The organism is Peptococcaceae bacterium 1198_IL3148 (genome assembly GCA_036763105.1).
In the GTDB taxonomy this organism is placed as follows: Bacteria; Bacillota; Desulfotomaculia; order Desulfotomaculales; family Desulfohalotomaculaceae; genus JBAIYS01.
In genome coordinates this window covers 36,984-57,135 of the sequence record JBAIYS010000009.1, presented here as the reverse complement: position 1 = coordinate 57,135, position 20,152 = coordinate 36,984, and the positions used below count along the sequence as shown (strand labels likewise).

The following is a 20,152-nucleotide window of genomic DNA, read 5'->3' as shown; positions in this document are numbered from 1 at the left end:
GCTTAATTAAGCATTAATGTAAATATTTAACTTGGTTGTGGTGCAAAATAAAGGCGGACTTGTTTATTAATGGGGGTGGCATTGTCATGTGGTGGAAAAAGTGGACAAAAGGGCGGCATAAATTATCCAATGGGATAGCGGCAAAGGGTATCACTGGCAATAATTTTCGTCCCCAGCATCTCAAGCGGGATTTAAAGTTCAATAAGGAAATGTTACAACACATTTTAGGCAGCAGTTTGGATGTAAATTTCAGAGATGTTACGCTAGCCCATCATGGCCCTAACGCCATCATTCTATATCTAGATAATATGGCGGATGCCCATGAGATTAATGAGAATTTATTAAAATCCATTATGTTACAGGCACCACCGATACCGGAAAAGGATGCCTTTGATGTGATGTGGCATACCGCCCTCACCATTGGTGAAGTCTATGTGGCTCGGGACTTTGACCAACTGGTGGAGGGGGTAATCTTTGGGGACACTGCCATCTTAATTGATGGCTTTGATACGGCCATCATTTGTGGTACCAAGGGCTTTAAGGGCCGATCCATTGGGGAACCTAACGCCGAAGAGGTGGTGCGGGGACCAAAGGAAGCCTTTACTGAAATGCTGTTAAACAACGTCACCCAACTGCGGCGGCGAATTCGTACCCCCTATCTGCGGTTTGAGGCGTTGTCCGTTGGTCGTTTAACCAGTACAGATATTGCCTTAGTCTATATTGAAGGGGTGGCGGACCCCGAGGTTGTAGATGAGGTGCGGCGGCGCATTAAAGGGATTGATACCGATAGCATTTTAGAAAGCGGCTACATTGAAGAGTATATTGAGGATCACCCCTATTCACCTTTCCCGCAGATTGAGCATACCGAGCGCCCGGATAAAGTTGCCCGCCGGTTTGGTGGAGGGCAGGGTGGCCATTATCATAGATGGTACTCCCTTTGTGCTGCTGGTGCCAACGCTATTTATGCAATTTTTCCAAGCCTCAGAGGATTATTATGAAAAATATTTTTACGGGCACGGTAATCCGGTGGTTGCGCTTGGCCGCAATGTTAATCTCGCTGACATTGCCGGCCACCTATGTGGCAATGGTTACTTACCACCAGGGGATGATTCCCACTCTATTGGCGCTATCCATCTCCTCCGGCCGGGAAGGGGTACCTTTACCGGCCATTATGGAAGCGTTGTTAATGGAGATCACCTTTGAACTGTTTCGGGAGGCCGGTATCCGTTTGCCCCGGGCAGTGGGGCAGGCGGTGTCCATAGTGGGGGCGTTGATTATTGGTGAGGCGGCGGTACAAGCGGGCTTGGTATCACCAATTATGATTATTATCGTGGCCACCACCGGCATCGCTTCCTTTGCTATTCCGGCTTATAACTTGAGTATTACTTTAAGGTTGTTGCGGTTTCCCATCATTATTTTAGCTGGACTATTTGGGTTTCCGGGGTTGTTTTCTGGTTTGGCTTTTATTTTAGCCCATATGGCGTCCTTAAAATCCTTTGGGATACCTTACCTCACCGGTGCCAATTTTTTTGGCCAGCACGGTCGGGATAATTTGGTGCGGGCACCCCACTGGGCACAATTGTTAAGGCCCCGTAGCATTGGTCGCATGGCACCAATTAGACAGAAGAAAAGACAGCGTAGTTAGATGGAGGTTAATGCCTTTGCGAAAAAAACATTTGATTAAACTAACGGCAGTTATACTGATTTTAACTCTGTTAACCGGCTGCTGGGGCAACAATGATATTGAGGATTTATTTTTGGTATTAGGGGTGGGTATAGATAGAGCGGGAGAGGATTATTTAACTACGCTCCAAGTGGTGCGTACATCGGTGCTACAGACCAGTAGCAGTGGCAATGGTGGTGGTCAAGAAAGTCCCATCATCAGCTATTCCGCAGCGGGCCGCACAGTGTTTGAAACGGTGCGGAACATGGCCAAGCAAAGCACCAGACAGTTGTTTTTTTCTCACAACCAAATATATGTCATTGGTGAAGAGGCGGCCAAGGCCGGCATCAGCAGCTTGTTGGACTTTGTGTCCCGGGATGTGGAATTACTTTATAGCACTTTAATTGTTACCTGCCGTGGTCAAGCCAGTGATTTACTGCAGACTGAGGTGGAAGAACAACTGCCAGCCATGGCCATAACCAATGTTTTTAAAAATGTAGATAAGCACGGTCAATCCATGGAAGTTAACCTTAAGGATCTGAGTTTGTTTATCAATGCTCCCAGTGGGGCTTACTTGATACCTACTCTTAAGGCAATTTCAGCGGCACAGGGCAAAGAAAAACACTTTGAGTTGGATGGCGCCGGGGTTTTTAAAGGGGATAAGCTGGTGGGATATATTAATACCGACCAGATGCGCGGTTATCTGTTAACAATCGGTAAACTGCAGGGAGGATTAGCGGTAGTCGCTGACCCCACAACTCCGGGCAATCAAATTGCTTTAGAGGTGCTGTCAGCCAACTCCAAATTAAAGCCGCTATTGGAAAATGGCCGCCCGGTGGTGGAGGTGGAGGTAAGTGAAAAAGTAATTTTGGCCAATGAAAACATTTTGCGCCGTCAGCTGACCAAAGAAATGGTAACTGCCATTGAAGAACACGCGAGCCAGGCCATTGTAAGTCACATAGAAAATGTTTTTGCCACAGCCCAATCAATGCAGGCAGATATTTTTGGCTTTGGCAATCTGTTTCATCGCAAAATGCCCCGGGAATTTAAAAACATGGAGGCCCACTGGGACCAACTTTTTTCCAAAATGGAGATTAGAATCCATGCTGACTGTCGGGTGATATCCAACGGGCTCAAGGCGGGCAAAAAATTTGATGAGTGAGGGTGAATGCATTGGGGCGCCCTGAAATAACGTTACAGCAACTTGCTACTATTATTATCATTTGTATTTTGACCGCCGGCAATGCTTCTATTATCAGTGCCATTTTTGACTTTGCTGGCAGGGATATCTATTTTTCTTTATTATTATCAATGGTTTATATGTTGTTATTGGTGTCGATTTATACCAAACTGGCCCAGCGCTTTCCCCGGCACAGCATTATTCAATATGCGCCGGCATTGTTGGGCAAGTTTTTGGGTAAAATAATTGGTATCCTTTATATCCTATTTTTTATTGCAATACCAATTTTAGTTTCCATGGAAGTAAACTTTTTAATGCTCACCAGCTTTTCACCACAAATACCCGTCATAGTGATCGCGCTGTTGCATTTTATACCAAAGGTATATTTAGTGTGGCTGGGCTTAGAAAGTATGGTGAGAATTACGCAAATTATTACTTTGCCGGCCCTGTTACTGATGGTGCTGTTTGTGCTGTTAAATATCCCCAATTACCAGTTGCAATTGCTACAACCCTTTTTGAACCATGGCTTAGTACCACTGTTACTGGGGACGGTATTGATGATGGCCAGAATGGGTTATTTGTCTTTAAGTTTAATGGTTTACCCCTATCTAAAATCAACATCTTCCCGAAGGCTATTTAAAACCCAGATAATGGCTATGGCTGCCATTACCTTGGCTTTGGCAGCCAGCTACTCAGTGATTATGATCTATGGCGAAAGACAAACCCAAAATTTCTTATTTCCCACCTTTGCAATGATTCGGATGATCGAAATAGGGGATTTTTTAGAACGGTTAGACCCGCTATTGTTGGGGGTGTGGTGGTTTGGTTACTGGATTTTGGGAGCAATTTTTTACTATGCCGGTTGCTTGGCAATTCAACAGTGGGCCGGTTTGAAGCATTACCGGCAAACAGTGTTGCCGTTAGGTGTAATTATGGTTATGGTAGTGGCCTTGGGGTTTCGATCAAACTTTGATTTTAGAGCACTGTCTGTATATGTTATTACCCCGCTATTGCTAGTACTAACGTTCCTGGTGCCGCTATTGTTGCTAATGATTGCAGCCGCCCGAGGCATAGACAGCCAACAAATTGATCAAAGGAAGAAAAATAAATAAAAAAGCAATTATGAATTAGGAATTAAATGGCGAACCATCCATTCATAATTCAAAATTCAGAATTCATAATTAAAACAAGCTTATGCCAGCAGGACAATGTAAATTATTTTAGAAATTATAAATCAAAAAAGGAAACCATATACCAACCTGCCTTTACTTACTTGTCATACAATTGTTTTTGTGGCACAAACTAAAACCAACAAATCATCTAAATTAAAAGGGGGTTGCTTTCATGGGTAGAGATAAAGTGATGAATTGGAAAATGAAGCACTATGCAGCCCATCAGCAAGGTGTTGAAGGTCTAATTGAAGGTGAACATAGTGACTATGGAAACCTAACCTCCAGACAATGCGGCAACATGGTTAGAATAGCGCTGGAAAAGGCAAATGAATTGATGTAGCATTAAAGAGGCCGAAATACCATTCGGTCTCTTTATTTTTACAATCAAAAGGTATAGGATAAAATAAGAAAAGCTAAGACGCTTGCTTAACTTCGGTAATTTGTCAAGAGTTTCAATACCTGATATAGAAAAAAAGAATGACCATTTTGGTTCTTTTGTAGTGTAAACTATATAATATCTTCAATGTGTATGTTATACTTATCACATAAGTTAAGCCACAACTAGCTAACAGGGGGTGAGCACGTGGCAGAACAAATTGTAATATTAGGTGCGGGTTATGGCGGCATTAAGGTCGCCCATATGTTAGATGAATTGTTATTTAGGAATGAAAATTTTAACTTACACAACGAATATCAAATTGTTTTAATAGATAAACATGATTTTCATACACTAAGGACTCAACTATATCAGCCTGCTGCTGGCACCAAGGATATCAATGAAGCTCGGGTTTCAATGGATATAGTATTGGATGACCACAATATCAAATTTGTTAGAGGACATATAGATAACATCGATTATCAAAATAGACATGTGATTGTAAACGGTGATAAAAGAATACCCTATCGCTATTTGGTGAATGCGCTGGGCAGCGAAGCGGAGTACTTTAATATTCCTGGCTTAAAGGAACACAGTATTAGCTTAAACAGCTTAAAAAATGCTTGTCAAATCAAAACCAGGGTGGATAAGGTAATAGCAGATTTGGTGGCGGCACCCCTAGCGCCGAAAAAAACCTTTGTGGTTGGGGGCGGTGGACTAACGGGGGTGGAGTTTGCCGGTGAATTGGCGGACCAATTGGGCGAATTGCAAGATCTGGGAATTATTAAAGCCCAGCAGTATCAAATCATCCTGGTGGAAGGTAGTCCCCATCTGTTGCCAGGCATGTCAGCCCAGGTATACCAATATGCTGAGAGAACCTTGAAAAAGCTTGGCGTCGAGGTGGTGACAGGTGACTTTATTAAAAAAGCCACTGCAGACACAGTTTATTTAGCATCCGGACGGGAAATAAACTATACCGACTTTATTTGGACCGGCGGCATCAGAGCCAACAGGCTGGCAACCGAAACAGGATTAAAAACCGATGCCCGGGGCCGGGTGGAGGTAAATCAGTACTTGCAGTGTCCTGAAGATGAAAACGTTTACGTCATTGGTGATAGTGCACTGGTTAAAGACCCCAAGACTGGAAAACCGGTCATTGCCACCGCCCAAGCGGCTAGACAGCAGGGCCAGGCGGCGGCCGAAAATATCTTTGCTGATATCATCGGTCTACCGAAGAAGCCTTATCAGCCATCGATTATATTTTTGCTGATTCACATCGGTCGCCATACAGCGGTGGGAGAGGCAGTCAACAAGCTCAAGTTCATCAAGCTACAGGGCCCAGTGGCCCTGCGGGTTAAAAACTTAATTCCCCTAAAATACAGTTTTGCACTGGGGGGTATTAAATCATTATTTTGTGATGTATCCGGGCTTAATCGAATGAATTATGTATATAAATGCAATTACCATAAATAAAGAGAGGCTGTTGCAAAATACTTTTGCAACAGCCCCTTTATGCCAACATAGCGGTTGTCACGCGGCTGACATTATGTTATAATTTTTTTAAGTTAAGAACACCTCCTTGTTCTTATATAGTTTATTAAGTTATAAATATATCTGAAAAACATGCATCGAATTAGGGAGCGATGCATGTTTTTTTGTGTCACCGTCAATAATGATAAATTTTTGCTACTTGTAGCCTATGCTACAAAGTAATGGCGCTATGTATAGTATAATTTCATCATCAAATAAAATAATTCACAATTAACGGTGAATTATTTTTTAAGAGTACAATGTGAAAAAATAAACTTTAACAAGGAGGAGATTGTTTTATGGGTTTACCAACAATTCACCCCACCGGTACGACAATTTACAATCCCAAAAAAGCTTTTAACGGTTACACCATTTTTCAAGCTAACGAATTGGGCGCGCTGTTAATTAACATGAATGGTAAAGAAGTAAAGCTATGGAAGGGTCTGCACGGATTCCCTAACAAAATGTTGCCCGGCGGCTTTGTAATGGGTCACAGTGGAGCCAGAGATTCCAGATTTGGTTACCAAGATAACGTTGACTTGGTACAAGTTGACTGGGATGGTAATATTGTTTGGAAGTTTGATCAACATGAATTTATTGAAGACCCGGGTATGGAAGGGCGTTGGATGGCTAGACAACACCATGATTATCAACGGGAAGGTAATCCAGTGGGTTATTATGTACCAGGTATGGACCCCAAAACTGACGGTGGTAACACTTTAATCCTTTGTCATAGAAACGTAGATAATAAAAAGATTTCTGATAAAAACCTGTTGGATGACACTATAATTGAAGTGGATTGGGAAGGCAATATTGTTTGGGAATGGAACTGTAACGAGCATTTTGACGAGTTGGGCTTTTCCGAAGCAGAAAAAAACGTACTGTTCAGAGACCCCAATATGCATGATTGTGGCGGTGGTATGGGCGATTGGATGCACATTAACTCCATGTCAACCCTGGGCCCCAACAAATGGTATGACCAAGGGGATGAAAGATTCCATCCAGACAACATCATTTGGGATGCCAGAGAGACTAACATTATTGCCATTATTAGCAAAGAAAACGGTAAAATTGTGTGGCAAATTGGCCCAGATTATACCAAGAGTCCTGAACTAAAGAAAATGGGTATTATCATTGGTCAACACCATGCCCACATGATACCCAAGGGTTTACCTGGTGAAGGAAACATCTTAGTCTTTGACAACGGTGGTTGGGCAGGCTATGGCTTACCAAGTCAGACTACCCCATATGGTACCAAAGCATATCGTCGGGACCATTCCAGAGTTTTAGAAATTGATCCCATCACTTTAAAGGTTGTTTGGAAGTATACCCCAACCAAAGCAGGATTTTTGGAGCCATATCATTCCCATTATTTCTACAGCCCATTTATCAGCAGTGCCCAAAGATTGCCCAATGGCAATACCTTTATTACCGAAGGCTCCGGTGGTAGGCTGATTGAAGTAACTGCAGACCATGAAATTGTGTGGGAATATATCTCTCCATATTGGGGTAAAAACTTCAAACTCAACATGGTGTACCGTGCGTACCGATTGCCATATGATTGGGTGCCTCAATTAGGCAAGCAAGAAGAAGTTGCCATTGAACCAGTGGACGTAAATAACTTTAGAATGCCCGGGGCTGCTCCCATGGGTTGTGACGATGTAATTGAGGTAGAAGGTACCTTGGGTTACGGTAAAGTGGATGGTTTCTGTGTTACAACGGTAGAGGAAGAAAATAATGACGATGACGACGATGATGATGGTGTAATCCGCATTTAGTTAATATCAGCAATATCGGGGGTGGCCAGTGGCTACCTCCGATAACAATACTAGTGAAAGTAAATATATTAATTAGTTATTTGTAAATCGTGCAACTATTTTACTATTATTCCATTAGTTACAACCAATAGTCTAAAAGAAAACATAGCCTATGCTACAAAATAGTGTTACTATACTAAAGTATAATTTGTTAATAAAATAAAAAACAATTCACAAGCCGGCGGTGAATATTTTTTTAAAATATGTTGTGAAAAGGCAAACAATAACAATACAAATGTTTTTTGTTAGGAGGGCTTGCTTATGTCAACATCAATTGCCACTAAATCCCCCGCCATTGCCCAATCAAATAATGCCAATAGAAAGCAAATGTTTTTATGGTTACTCACCATTGGTTTACCATTACTAGTGATGTTGATTCCAGTAACAGAAGTCTTCACATCACAAATGAGAATATTTTTTGCTGGAACACTATGTGCCATATTGCTCTTTGCCTTTGAGTTGTTACCCCAGTTAATCCCGGCTTTGTTTCTGCCAGTATTTTATGTGGTGACCGAAGTTGCGCCAGTCACTGCTGTCTTTGGTCCTTGGTCAACCACCATTCCTTGGATGTTTTTGGGTGGAATTTTATTGGCTAACTGTTTAGAAAGCACCGGCATATTAAGAAGGATAGCTTACTGGTGTATCATTAAAACCGGTGGCACCTATAAAGGAATTTTATATGGCGTAATGTTTGCGGGCATTATCTTAAACATACTGATACCGGCCCAGGCAGTAATTCCGATGGCAGCCTTTACCTATGGTATTTGTATGGCCTTAAATTTAGGTAAATCAAAAGAATCTGCAGGCATTATGCTTACTGGCGCCTTTGCCGCTTTGCTGCCGTTATTCTTTTTTTATAACCCAAACTTCGCCATCATTACAGGCGCTGCATCGACGGTATATTCCGAACAAATTACTTGGATACAATTTTTCACCCATAATATTCCTGGTATTTTTTGGTGCTTCTTTATGGTGTTTGTAGTATCAAAAGTATTTAAACCTAGCAAGCCCATTAACTGCAAAGATTATGTTACTGAGGAGTATAACAAATTAGGAAGGTTAAGCACTAGCGAGAAAAAAGCTATTTTTGTTACTTCAATGTTAGTGTTATTCTTAGTCACCGGGGGTCTGCACGGCATCGATATTGGTTGGGGTTTTGCTTTTGCTGGAATCGCCCTGTTTCTCCCTGGGATTAATATTGGTACCGAAAACGATATCAAGCGAATTAATTATTCGTTGCTATTCTTTGTTACCGCATGTATGAGCATTGGTGCTGCTGCCAACGTGCTTGGATTGGGTCAATTATTAGCAGAAGCAATGATGCCATTACTGTCCTCCAATGGAATTTACGTAACCATAGGTTTAATCTGGTTGCTATGCGTATTAAGTAACTTCTTGTTAACGCCTTTGGCTATCTTTGCGGCCTTTACTGCTCCATTGACTGAAGTGGCCCTAAAGTTAGGCATCGATCCCAAAGTATTTTTCTATACCATTTTCCAAGGTGCTGACCAAATCATCATGCCTTATGAGTACGCGTTGGTGTTAATATTTTTCTCCTTTGGTTTGATTCACCTAAAGGATTTTATCAAAATATTTAGCATTAAAATGGTATTGAACTTGGTATTCCTGTTAGCTATTTTGGTTCCCTATTGGAAAATAATTGGTTTACTATAGTGCCATTTATTATTAAAGCAACCATGGATGTTTTTCATGGTTGCTTTTGGCATTTTATTAAGAATCTCAATAAAAAATTTGAGGTTAATTTTTTATTTATGGTAAAATAGTCATTATGAAAACTAATGCAGAAGAAATCTACCAACAAAAAAAATCCGGTTACCAAACAGAATTGGCTGATGCAAAGAAAAAAGATAGCCAACTGGTTTTCTATCGCAGTGCACTGGCAGTGACGGTGATTGGTTTATTGGTTTACAGCTATTTTAAGGAGGTGGCTAACCTTTACCTATACGTCGCTCTATTGGTGCTTATATTTATGGTGGTGGTTAATCGGCATCGCAAAGTGAGGGGGCAGATTAGCCATTTAGAAAACTACGTTGCCATTAATGACCAAGCCTTGAAAAGACTGTCTGGCCAGTGGACCAGTTTTCCCCACCGGGGAGAACAATTTATGGCGGCAGAACACCCTTACAGTGGGGATTTAAACATTTTTGGTCAGGGGTCGCTATTCCAGTACTTAAACACCACCAATTTGGTTACCGGTGAGCGGGCGTTGGCCCAATTATTAGGTCGGCCCGTTGCGCCTGATGCCACCACTGCTCGCCAACAGGCCATTAAAGAACTGGCCAGCCATTTAGACTGGCGGCAACAGTTACAAGCCAATGGCATCGGTGGCAGTAATCAACCGGATAATTTAGATAAACTGTTGGCTTGGACTCGGGAAAGACCGCTGTTTGAAAATAGAAACTATGTCTACCTACTGTGGCTATTGCCGGTGACCACCGTGATCTTGTTTATTCTAGTGGTGATGGGGAAAGTGTCCAGTAATTTACCCCTGGTAACCTTAATTATGCAGGTGGTGGTGGCCACATTGAGCATGGGGGTAACTGGCAGGGCCTTTGGTAGCACCGAGGACACCGCCGCCGAATTGGACCGACTGTTAAAGCTGTTAAACCATATCGAAGGCCAGCAGTTTCAAGCGCCATTGCTGGTGAAACTACAACGGCAACTGATTAAAAGGCAGCAAACAGCTTCCCAGCAAGCCCAGGCGCTGGCCAAGATTGCCACTTTGATTAACCTGCGCTATTCGGTGGTATATCATTTTATTAATGCGCTGATATTCTTCGATCTTTATACCATTAGGGCATTGGATCAGTGGAAGGCCCAATATGGCAGACATTTAGAAAGATGGTTTGAAGTCATTGGTCAGTTTGAGGCGCTGTCCAGCTTAGCCATTTTGGCCCACGACAATCCCCAGTGGGTATTTCCAGAGGTGACCGGTGATACGCCTTACTTTAAGGCCACCGAACTGGGGCACCCGCTGATTAACCAAGGGGCGCGGGTTTATAATGATGTTTCGCTGGCGCAACCAGGCACCATCCATATTATTACCGGTTCCAATATGTCCGGTAAAAGCACACTGCTGCGTACAGTGGGCATTAACTTGGTGTTGGCCTATGCTGGAGCGCCGGTTTGTGCCTCGGCATTAAGCTGTTCCAACATGAATATCTATACCAGCATGCGCATTCAAGACGATATGGAACAAAACACTTCCTATTTTTATGCAGAAATAAAACGTATTAAGTTAATCATAGATGCTGCCCATCGGGGTGAATCAATTATCTTTTTACTTGATGAAATATTTAAAGGCACTAACTCCCGAGATCGAATTACCGGAGCCCGCATCATCATTAAAAAGCTGGCTCAGCAAGCAGCCATTGGCATGGTCACCACCCATGACCTGGAATTAAGTTTGCTGGCAGATGAATTGCCGCGGCAAATCAGCAATTACCATTTTACCGATCAGATCGTTGGCAATGAAATAACCTTTGATTATCGACTAAAAACAGGAGTTTCCCGAACCACCAATGCCATAGCGCTGATGAAAATGATTGGCATTGATGTTAGCGATGCAGATAAATAGAAAAGCCAAGGAATAATTATTTTCCTTGGCTTATTTTTGCTTTCAAACAGCCACTATGGATTGTACATGCCTTTGCTTTGTATATAATTATAGATAGCCTCGCCATGTTGTTGTTCTTCCTTTTGGATGTGGTTTAATATTTGCCGCACTTGGCTGTTGGTGTTTTCAAATATGGCGTTATCATAGGAATTAGAGATATATTTCTCGGTAATCAACATGTCGTTACATAAAGTAATATCGTGTGGGTTAACAGTACCGCCACTCAGAGCAAATTGCTGAGATGTTTGCGCATTTTGTTGTTGGCCCGGTTGCTGCCCTTGTTGTTGGTTTTGCTGTAGATTGGGTATCTGACCGTTAAGTAATTGATTAATAGTATCTAAGTGCTGTTGTTCCTTTTGGGACAGTGAATTAAATAACTGTTGCAACTGAGGATCTTGGGCCTGTTGGGCATAGTCCTGATACTTTTGCACGCATAGTTGTTCATGTTTTTGTTGATCTTGTAACAACATATTTTCCTTTTGGGTTAAATTTAATGACGTCATTTGAAATATCCACCTCCTGTATCATATTATGGTACCGTTGACTGGACTTTATACAGGCACATATATGCCCCTACCGGGCGTGATGAATCAAGCCCCTTGCACAAAAGGCCACTACCGCAGAAGAAGTAGTGTAGTGGCCCGTTGATTTACATTCTTTTTCTTGCCGCCGAAGACAGGGGGACAGGTTCCCTGTCTTATTGAGAAGACACGGGACCTGTCCCCCTGTCTTCCGGGACCTGTCCCCCTGTCTTCTTCCCCTGTCTTCCCATGGCCATTCTAGACTAATTATGACAAGGTTTCACTTTTTTAATTAAATGTAGTCTAAACTATTGATCAACCAATAAGTGTTTGATATAGTAATCACGAATATGTGTGGTCAGACCATCAGATGTCTTTATTATCAGACAACAATCACTTAAACACAAAAATTTCTAGGAGGTGCGGGTTTTGCATATTGTTGTACTTATAAAGCAGGTTCCTGGTACCGACAACGTTAAAATGGATCCAGAGACCGGTGTAATGATTCGTAGTGGTAAAGATACCATTATCAACCCGTTAGATGAGAATGCGCTGGAGGCAGCGGTTCAAATCAAAAACTCAAGAGAAGATGTAAAGCTAACCGCTGTAAGCATGGGCCCTCAATCGGCATTAAAGGCTTTAAAAGAAGCAGTGGCTATGGGTGCCGACGGTGGCGTACTTCTATCCAGCAGAGCCTTTGCTGGTTCCGATACCATCGCTACCGCTAAGGCCCTTTCCGCCGCCATTAAAAAATTAGGTCCAGTGGATATGGTGATTTGTGGAGAGAGAGCCACCGACGGTGAAACCGGACAAACCGGTGCCATGATTGCCAACTACTTAGATATACCGGTAGAAACATACGTTTCTGCCATTGATGCCCAAGATGACCAAGTTGTGGTTAAGCGTACCGTTGAAGGTGGTTTTGAGAAGGTGGCAGTTACTTATCCAGTAATGCTCACTGTAAACAAAGATATTAACGAACCAGGTTTCCCAACATTGGATGGTAAACTGAAGGCCAAAGAGGTGGAAATCTCCGTTTGGTCTGAAAAAGATTTGGATGTAGATGCCAGTGAATTGGGTTTGGGCGGTTCTCCCACCAGAGTGGTTAGGGTGTTTAGCCCCAAACTTTCCCGTGATACTATTATGCACAATGCTGACGGTACTTCTAAGCCGGTTGATGAACTGATGCAGTTTTTAACCGCTAAGGAAGCGCTATAGAAAGGGGAGAACAATATGGCTAACCACGATATTTCTCAATATAAAGGTGTAATGGTTCTAGGCGAACAAAGGGACGGCAAAATTGGTTCAGTAACTTTTGAATTGCTAAATCGCGGTCGTGCGCTGGCTGATGAGCTACGGACCGAACTGAGCTGCATTTTATTGGGCAATGAAATTGAAAATTTGGAAGAAGTAATAAAGCGCGGTGCCGACAAAGTGTTCTTTATTAAAGATTCAATTTTTGCTAACTTTTTACCAAAACCATATTGCAATGCTATTTGCCAATTGATTGAAGAGGAAAAACCAGAGATCATTATCGCAGCAGCCACCACCACGGGTCGCACTGTGATGCCTTTAGTTGCTGCTAAGGCTAATACCGGTTTAACTGCTGATTGCACCGAGTTAACCATTGACCCCGAAGAGAAAATCTTACTACAAACCCGTCCGGCCATTGGCGGTAACATTATGGCCACCATTAAAACAACCGACCACCGTCCTCAAATGGCAACGGTAAGACCAAAATCAGCAAAACCTGCGGCAATTGATCCCACTCGCACCGGTGAAATTGTTGTTAAGGAATATGCTGGCAGCTTATTAGCCACTCCGGAAAAATTCTTAGAATACATTAAAGATACCACTCAAACAGTAAATATTGAAGAAGCTGACGTAATTGTAGCCGGCGGTAAAGGGATGAAGAATGCCGATGGCTTTAAGATGGTGGAAGAACTGGCTGACCTATTAGGTGGCGCTGTGGGCGCTACCCGGGATGCGGTAGAATTAGGTTGGACCACTTATCCTCACCAAATTGGTTTATCCGGTAAAACTGTATCACCAAAATTGTATTTTGCCTTTGGTTTATCCGGCAAAATTCAACACTTAGCTGGTATGCAGACTTCAGATATTGTTGTAGAAGTAAACAAAGACCCAGAAGCACAAATCTTTAAAGTTGCTGACTTTGGTATCGTAGGCGATGTTTTCGAAGTGGTACCTATGATCATTGAAGCTGTTAAAAAAGTTAAAGCTACTGCCTAAGGGGGGATAATCGTGAAATTTAATAAAGTTAATGCGGAATTTATCGCCGCACTGCAAAATATAGTTGGTGCAGCCAATGTGCTGACGGATGAAGAAAAAATGGACATGTACTCTCGGGACGAGACCTCTGACAAACAATGGGAAAAAATGCCAGAGGTGGTAGTAAAACCTGAGAACGTTGAGCAAGTTGCTGGCGTTGTTAAGTTAGCTAACGAATATGTAATACCAGTTACCCCTCGGGGTGGCGGTACCGGTCTGGCTGCCGGTGCAGTACCTCTACATGGCGGTATTGTGTTATCCCTAGAGAAAATGAATAAAATTCTGGAAGTGGATGAACAAAACCTGTTTATGGTGGTAGAGCCTGGTGTAACCACTGGTGAAGTACAAGCCACCGCTAAATCCCATGGTTTTCTGTATGCCGGTGACCCTTGTTCGGCCGACAGCTCCTTCATTGGCGGTAACATCGCCACCAATGCCGGTGGCAACAAAGCAGTAAAATATGGTGTTACCAGCCGTCACGTATACGGTTTAGAAGTGGTCATGCCCAATGGCGAAATTGTTACCTTCGGTGGTAAAAACGTTAAGGATGTAACCGGCTATGATTTTATCCACTTAATGGTGGGTACTGAAGGTACCTTTGGTGTGGTGACCAAAATTTGGTTAAAGCTGATGCCGCTGCCTAAGTATGTGGCTGACCTGTTAATTCCCTTTGCTGACATGCAAAGTGCCATTAACGTAGTGCCCAAAATTATGACAGCTGGTATTATTCCTACCTGCCTAGAGTTTATGGACAGCTTATCCATTAAAGCCGCTGAAATTTATCTAAATAAAAAGCTACCTTACAGTGATGCCGGCGCTTATGTTATTTGTGAAATTGATGGTAGCTCCGAAGCTCAGGTGCAAGATGACTACGAAACCATCGGTAAATTGGCGCAGAAAAATGGTGCGCTGGAAGTGTTTGTGGCTGACAACATGTCCACCCAAGAGCGGATTTGGAAGTCGCGCAAATGCTATGCCGAAGCCCTGCGCATGCTGAGCCCAGTGTACTGCATGGAGGACATTGTGGTGCCGGTTTCTGAGATCCCCAAAGCGCTGGAAGCTATTGAGCGCATTTCTGCTAAATATGACTGCAAAATTCCTAGCTGCGGCCACGCCGGTGACGGTAACATTCACGCCACCATCCTGCGGGAGGACCGTGATGAGCACCAGTGGCATGAACTGAAGGACAACGTATTGGAAGAGTTATATGAAGCAGTGTATGCATTGGGTGGTAACCTATCCGGTGAACACGGAATTGGTGCAAAGCGTGCTCCAGCCATGGATAAACACATTACCGCTGGTCAACGCAACGTATTAAAGGCCATTAAAAATGCCCTGGATCCGAAAGGCATTATGAACCCAGGTAAAGTGTTGGTTTAATTGAATAATTAAGATTAAAAAGGAGAACTGTATTATTATTGCAGTTCTCCTTTTTTCTTTCGTACATAACGACATATAAGACTTTAAAGAATCTAACTTGAGATGTAGTCTGTGTTACTGAAAACAGCCAGTTTGTTGTGATAATCTAAACACAATAAGTACTGTGAAAACTTTCCCAAGAACTTTGGGTATAACCGAAAGAAAGGATTGAGGTTAATTATGACTAAGCCAATAGCTGAACTGAAATTTGATGATGAAATTCGTTACTTCGAAGAGCATACCTGGGCTAAGGTTGAAGGGGACACCGTTATTGTTGGCATTACAGACTTTGCCCAAGATAATCTAGGGGACATAATCTTCATTGAACTGCCAGAAGAGGGCGTCACCTTTGATAAAGGGGAAGAGTTTGGTCAGGCAGAATCAGCAAAAACAACTTCTGCTTTATATATGCCTGTAAGTGGTGAAATTGTGTCGGTAAATGGTGAACTGGAAGATTCACCGGAACTGGTGAACAATGATCCCTATCAAGCCGGGTGGCTGATTGTAATTAAGCCCAACGATATCAGCGAAGTGGAAACATTGTTAACTAAGGACGGTTATATCAGTTTTATTCAAGAAGACTAGGTTAATATAGAGAGGAGATTATATTATGAGCCATATTGTTTACTCAGCCACTGGTTGTACCCGTTGTAAAATCCTTAAAGACTATTTAAAATCCCGTGGTATTGAATATGTTGAATATGATATGAAAGCTGACGGTAAAGAGGAATTTCAACAATTCTATAAAAACAATCGGAAGGCTATTTTTCGTGGCCCCGATGGGGTAGAATTTCCCATTTTAGTTGAAGGTGATGAAATTCGTCAAAGCATTGCCGCCACCATTGCTTTCGCCTATGCCGGTACCAAATTAGACGGATTTTTCACTGTGGGTACTTTGCACAAAGAGTGGGTAAACGGTATTCACGTTTCTGGCGGTAACCCAGAATATGCTGAAGAATTCCTAACTGTACTGCGGGAGCTAAAGGCTAACAACTTTAAACTACAAGTAGAAACCGATGGCCGCAATAGTGCCATTTTGCAACAAGTATTAGATGAAGCTTTAGCTGACGTGGTGATTATGAATGTGTTGGGACCCAAGGAGCTTTACAGCGAGATTTTAGGTGTGGAAGTGGATCCAACGGACTTAACTAAGAGTATGGAATTGGTAACTAAGTTCCCAGAGTATAAATTTCAAACCACCATCGCTCCAATTGAACGCAGCAACGGCGAAGTTAGTTACTTAACTCCAGATGAAGTGGGTGCTGCTGCCAAACAAATTGAAGAAGCAACCGGCAGCAAAAAGAACCCTTATCTGCTGAAGGCCTTTGATGTAAAAGCTGCCAAAGACGATCGCTTTAAAATTGAACCACCGGCGCTGTTTACCTACCGCACCAAAGCCAGAGCAGCCCAAGTGATGACAGACATCGAAAAATAAAACATAATTAAACCAAGCACTTTAAAAGCTTTAACAAATTAGTACTACAAAACGTTTTGTTACCAAAAGGAGGATTTGTTAATGTCTTATCCAAGTATTTATCCCACAGGGGTTACTATTTATAAACCGGAAAAATGCTGGAGTGGTTATACCATTTTCCAAGCAAAGGAAGAGGGCGCGGTATTAATTGATATGAACGGTGCCGAAGTTAATGTTTGGAAGGGTCTGCACGGTTTTCCCAACAAATTGCTACCTGGTGGTTACGTTTTTGGCCACCTGGGGGAACGCAACAATGCTTTCGGTATGCAAGACCAAACAGACCTGGTACAGGTGGACTGGGATGGTAACATCGTTTGGAAGTTTGATCAAAATGAATTTATTGAAGACCCAGGGGAGGAACCCCAATGGATGGCCAGACAACACCACGACTACCAACGGGAAGGTAACCCAGTGGGTTACTATGTACCTGGGATGGACCCCGAGGTTGATGGTGGTAACACGTTAATTTTATGCCACCGGAATGTTTTCAATCATAAAATTTCTGACAAAGTGTTATTAGATGATACCATTCTAGAAGTGGACTGGGAAGGCAATATTGTCTGGGAGTGGAACTGTAACGAGCACTTCGATGAGTTGGGTTTTGATGAAGCTGCTAAAAACCTACTATTCCGTGACCCCAACATGCGCCCTGCCGGTGGCGGCATGGGTGACTGGATGCACATCAACTCCATGTCGGTCCTCGGTCCCAACAAGTGGTACGATGCCGGTGATGAGCGTTTTCATCCAGACAACATCATTTGGGATGCTCGGGAAAGCAATATTATGGCCATTATTGACAAGCATACCGGTAAAATTGTTTGGAAAGTTGGTCCATACTACGATCAAGATGAAGCATTGATAAAATTAGGGTGGATCATTGGTCAGCACCATGTGCATATGATTCCTAAAGGTTTGCCCGGTGAAGGGAACATTTTGATCTTTGACAACGGCGGTTGGGCCGGTTATGGTGTGCCTAATCCCAGTTCACCCACCGGTAGAATGAACGCCAAGCGGGATTACTCCCGGGTGTTAGAAATAGACCCCACCACTTTAAAAATTGTTTGGCAATACACCCCGGCGGAAGCTGGTTTTACCATGCCGGTGGATGCCTATCGCTTCTACAGCCCATTTATCAGTGGCACCCAAAGATTGCCTAACGGCAACACCTTGATCACCGAAGGCAGTGGTGGTAGACTGATTGAAGTGACAGCGGACCATGAAATTGTTTGGGAATACATCAGTCCATATTGGGGTAAGGAAATGCATACCAACATGATTTACCGCGCTTATCGGGCACCTTACGACTGGGTACCCCAGGTGGAACGTCCAAAGGAAGTTGCCATTGAACCGGTTGATGTCAATAAATTCCGTATGCCTGGGGCATCATCGGAACGCAAAAAAGAAACCACCGTTGCTGGCACCCGTCCATACCAAGGAGATACCGCCCTGTGCGTTGCTGCCGGTGATGAAGTGGAATGTGCTGACGAGGCATAGACATAATTGGGGGGCTAATTAAGCCCCCTATATTAATAGACGATAACACTATAGTAAGGGAGAGGTAAAAATGACTTACCATGCAGTGGTAATCGGCGGTGGCCCCGGTGGATATGTAGCCGCCATTAGAATGGCCCAACTGGGTGCTAAAGTGGCGTTAGTGGAAAAAGATAGATTGGGGGGCACCTGCTTAAATAGAGGTTGCATACCAACTAAATCGTTGATTGCTGCGGTGGAAAAGCTGGCGGCTGTCCGGGATGCCGCTGAGTTTGGCATTGCAGTGGGTGAACCCACAGTAAATTTTGAGCGGGTACAGGCTAGAAAAGATGAAGTGGTTAATAAATTAGTTACCGGCATTGAGTTTTTAATTAAGAAAAACAAAATTGATTTTATTAGCGGCACAGCCCAAGTTAAATCTGCTAACCAAGTGGTGGTGACTGCCAATGGTGAAACCACAGCCCTAAACTGTGACAACATTGTTATTGCCACCGGCTCCAGCCCTGCTTTAATCTCAGCCCTAGGGTACAACGGCACTAGCGTCATTACCAGTGAAGAGGCCCTAAATTTAACCGAGCCGCCCAAAAGTTTATTGATTATCGGTGCCGGTGTCATTGGTTGTGAGTTTGCTCATATATATAATAGTATGGGCACCGAAATCACCATGGTGGAGATGGCCCCCAACATTTTACCAATGCTGGATAAAGATATTTCCCGTCGGTTGCAAATGACCTTTAAAAAGAAAAATATCACCATTAAAACTAAAGTGGGTATTAAAGAAGTTAAGACAACGGACACCGGCATTGAAGCCCTGTTGGATAACGGTGAAACCATTGTTGCTGAAAAAGCACTGATCTCCATTGGTCGTCAACTGAATACCAAAGGCTTAGGTTTGGAGGAAATTGGTATTGAATTTGGTGCCAGAGGAGAAATTGTGGTTAACGATAAAATGGAAACCAATGTTAAAGGCATTTACGCCATTGGCGACGTAGTAAATAAATATCAATTGGCTCACGTTGCTTCTAGCCATGGTATTGTGGCTGCCGAAAATATTATGGGCAAAGAAAGTAAAATGGAATACCATGCGGTACCCAGTTGTATTTTCACCAACCCTGAGCTGGCTTCGGTAGGTATTACCGAGCAAATAGCCAAAGATAAAGCCATTCCAGTGAGAGTGGGCAAATTTAACTTTATGGCCAACGGCAAAGCGCTGAGTATGGGCGCAGCCGAAGGGATGGTAAAAATCATTGCCCACAAAGAAACCGATGTGGTGCTAGGGGTGCATATCATTGGCCCCCATGCTTCAGATTTAATTGCCGAAGCCACCCTGGCAGTGAAAAAGGGCATGACCGCTAACGACTTGGCCACCACCATTCACGCTCACCCCACCTTGGCAGAAGCCATCATGGAAGCGGCCGAAAACGTACATGGATTAAGCATCCACGGTTAATGGATGCGGAACAGTCGAGGCTAAAGTTAGAAAAAATAACCGAGGGATAGGATAAGCCCTCGGTTATTTTTTCTGCAATCTACTAAAAAGATAATTGGCTATAAAATTGTTTATAGCGCGATGAAAATATATT

General features: G+C 43.1%; 17 protein-coding genes. 16 read left to right on the top strand and 1 reads right to left on the bottom strand.

What is annotated here, in order from left to right:
* Nucleotides 1-86 precede the first annotated feature (86 nt).
* From V6C27_09740 to V6C27_09700, 9 genes are all read left to right on the top strand, one after another.
* The gene (locus V6C27_09740; GenBank protein MEG6616695.1) at nt 87-998 is read left to right on the top strand and encodes a spore germination protein; all 912 of its coding nucleotides are present in this window, start codon (nt 87-89) and stop codon (nt 996-998) included.
* Nucleotides 995-1,645 (top strand): spore germination protein, encoded by a 651-nt coding sequence (locus V6C27_09735; GenBank protein MEG6616694.1) that lies wholly within the window; start codon nt 995-997, stop codon nt 1,643-1,645. Before V6C27_09740 ends, V6C27_09735 begins: the two co-directional genes overlap by 4 nt.
* A gap of 16 nt (nt 1,646-1,661) precedes the next feature.
* The gene (locus V6C27_09730; protein ID MEG6616693.1) at nt 1,662-2,825 is read left to right on the top strand and encodes a Ger(x)C family spore germination protein; all 1,164 of its coding nucleotides are present in this window, start codon (nt 1,662-1,664) and stop codon (nt 2,823-2,825) included.
* A 2-nt stretch (nt 2,826-2,827) separates the two neighbouring features.
* Nucleotides 2,828-3,955 carry an endospore germination permease gene (locus V6C27_09725; protein MEG6616692.1) on the top strand — a complete coding sequence of 376 codons (1,128 nt, stop codon included), beginning with the start codon at nt 2,828-2,830 and terminating at the stop codon, nt 3,953-3,955.
* Nucleotides 3,956-4,187: 232 nt separating this feature from the next.
* The gene (locus V6C27_09720) at nt 4,188-4,355 is read left to right on the top strand and encodes a small, acid-soluble spore protein, alpha/beta type (GenBank protein ID MEG6616691.1); all 168 of its coding nucleotides are present in this window, start codon (nt 4,188-4,190) and stop codon (nt 4,353-4,355) included.
* A 243-nt stretch (nt 4,356-4,598) separates the two neighbouring features.
* Nucleotides 4,599-5,864 carry an FAD-dependent oxidoreductase gene (locus V6C27_09715; protein MEG6616690.1) on the top strand — a complete coding sequence of 422 codons (1,266 nt, stop codon included), beginning with the start codon at nt 4,599-4,601 and terminating at the stop codon, nt 5,862-5,864.
* 356 nt (nt 5,865-6,220) lie between these two features.
* Nucleotides 6,221-7,699 (top strand): aryl-sulfate sulfotransferase, encoded by a 1,479-nt coding sequence (locus V6C27_09710; GenBank protein ID MEG6616689.1) that lies wholly within the window; start codon nt 6,221-6,223, stop codon nt 7,697-7,699.
* 300 nt (nt 7,700-7,999) lie between these two features.
* Nucleotides 8,000-9,412, top strand: coding sequence for an SLC13 family permease (locus tag V6C27_09705; protein ID MEG6616688.1), 1,413 nt, complete (start codon nt 8,000-8,002; stop codon nt 9,410-9,412).
* A gap of 115 nt (nt 9,413-9,527) precedes the next feature.
* The gene (locus tag V6C27_09700) at nt 9,528-11,336 is read left to right on the top strand and encodes a DNA mismatch repair protein MutS (GenBank protein ID MEG6616687.1); all 1,809 of its coding nucleotides are present in this window, start codon (nt 9,528-9,530) and stop codon (nt 11,334-11,336) included.
* A 53-nt stretch (nt 11,337-11,389) separates the two neighbouring features.
* On the opposite strand, the gene V6C27_09695 is transcribed toward V6C27_09700, so the two are convergent.
* A complete protein-coding gene (locus V6C27_09695; protein ID MEG6616686.1) occupies nt 11,390-11,878 on the bottom strand; it encodes a spore coat protein in 489 nt (162 codons plus the stop codon).
* Nucleotides 11,879-12,325: 447 nt separating this feature from the next.
* On the opposite strand from V6C27_09695, the gene V6C27_09690 reads away from it, so the two are divergent.
* The 7 genes from V6C27_09690 to lpdA all read left to right on the top strand — a co-directional run bounded on the left by V6C27_09690 (nt 12,326) and on the right by lpdA (nt 20,019).
* Nucleotides 12,326-13,114 carry an electron transfer flavoprotein subunit beta/FixA family protein gene (locus V6C27_09690; protein ID MEG6616685.1) on the top strand — a complete coding sequence of 263 codons (789 nt, stop codon included), beginning with the start codon at nt 12,326-12,328 and terminating at the stop codon, nt 13,112-13,114.
* A 15-nt stretch (nt 13,115-13,129) separates the two neighbouring features.
* Complete coding sequence (locus tag V6C27_09685; GenBank protein ID MEG6616684.1) at nt 13,130-14,146, top strand: electron transfer flavoprotein subunit alpha/FixB family protein; 1,017 nt, start codon at nt 13,130-13,132, stop codon at nt 14,144-14,146.
* Nucleotides 14,147-14,158: 12 nt separating this feature from the next.
* Nucleotides 14,159-15,565 (top strand): FAD-linked oxidase C-terminal domain-containing protein, encoded by a 1,407-nt coding sequence (locus tag V6C27_09680; GenBank protein ID MEG6616683.1) that lies wholly within the window; start codon nt 14,159-14,161, stop codon nt 15,563-15,565.
* A 219-nt stretch (nt 15,566-15,784) separates the two neighbouring features.
* Nucleotides 15,785-16,189, top strand: coding sequence for a glycine cleavage system protein GcvH (gene gcvH / locus V6C27_09675; protein MEG6616682.1), 405 nt, complete (start codon nt 15,785-15,787; stop codon nt 16,187-16,189).
* A 25-nt stretch (nt 16,190-16,214) separates the two neighbouring features.
* The gene (locus V6C27_09670; GenBank protein ID MEG6616681.1) at nt 16,215-17,039 is read left to right on the top strand and encodes a glutaredoxin domain-containing protein; all 825 of its coding nucleotides are present in this window, start codon (nt 16,215-16,217) and stop codon (nt 17,037-17,039) included.
* An 81-nt stretch (nt 17,040-17,120) separates the two neighbouring features.
* Complete coding sequence (locus tag V6C27_09665; GenBank protein MEG6616680.1) at nt 17,121-18,572, top strand: aryl-sulfate sulfotransferase; 1,452 nt, start codon at nt 17,121-17,123, stop codon at nt 18,570-18,572.
* A gap of 70 nt (nt 18,573-18,642) precedes the next feature.
* On the top strand, nt 18,643-20,019 hold the full coding sequence (lpdA, locus tag V6C27_09660; protein MEG6616679.1) for a dihydrolipoyl dehydrogenase: 1,377 nt from the start codon (nt 18,643-18,645) through the stop codon (nt 20,017-20,019).
* Nucleotides 20,020-20,152: the final 133 nt, after the last annotated feature.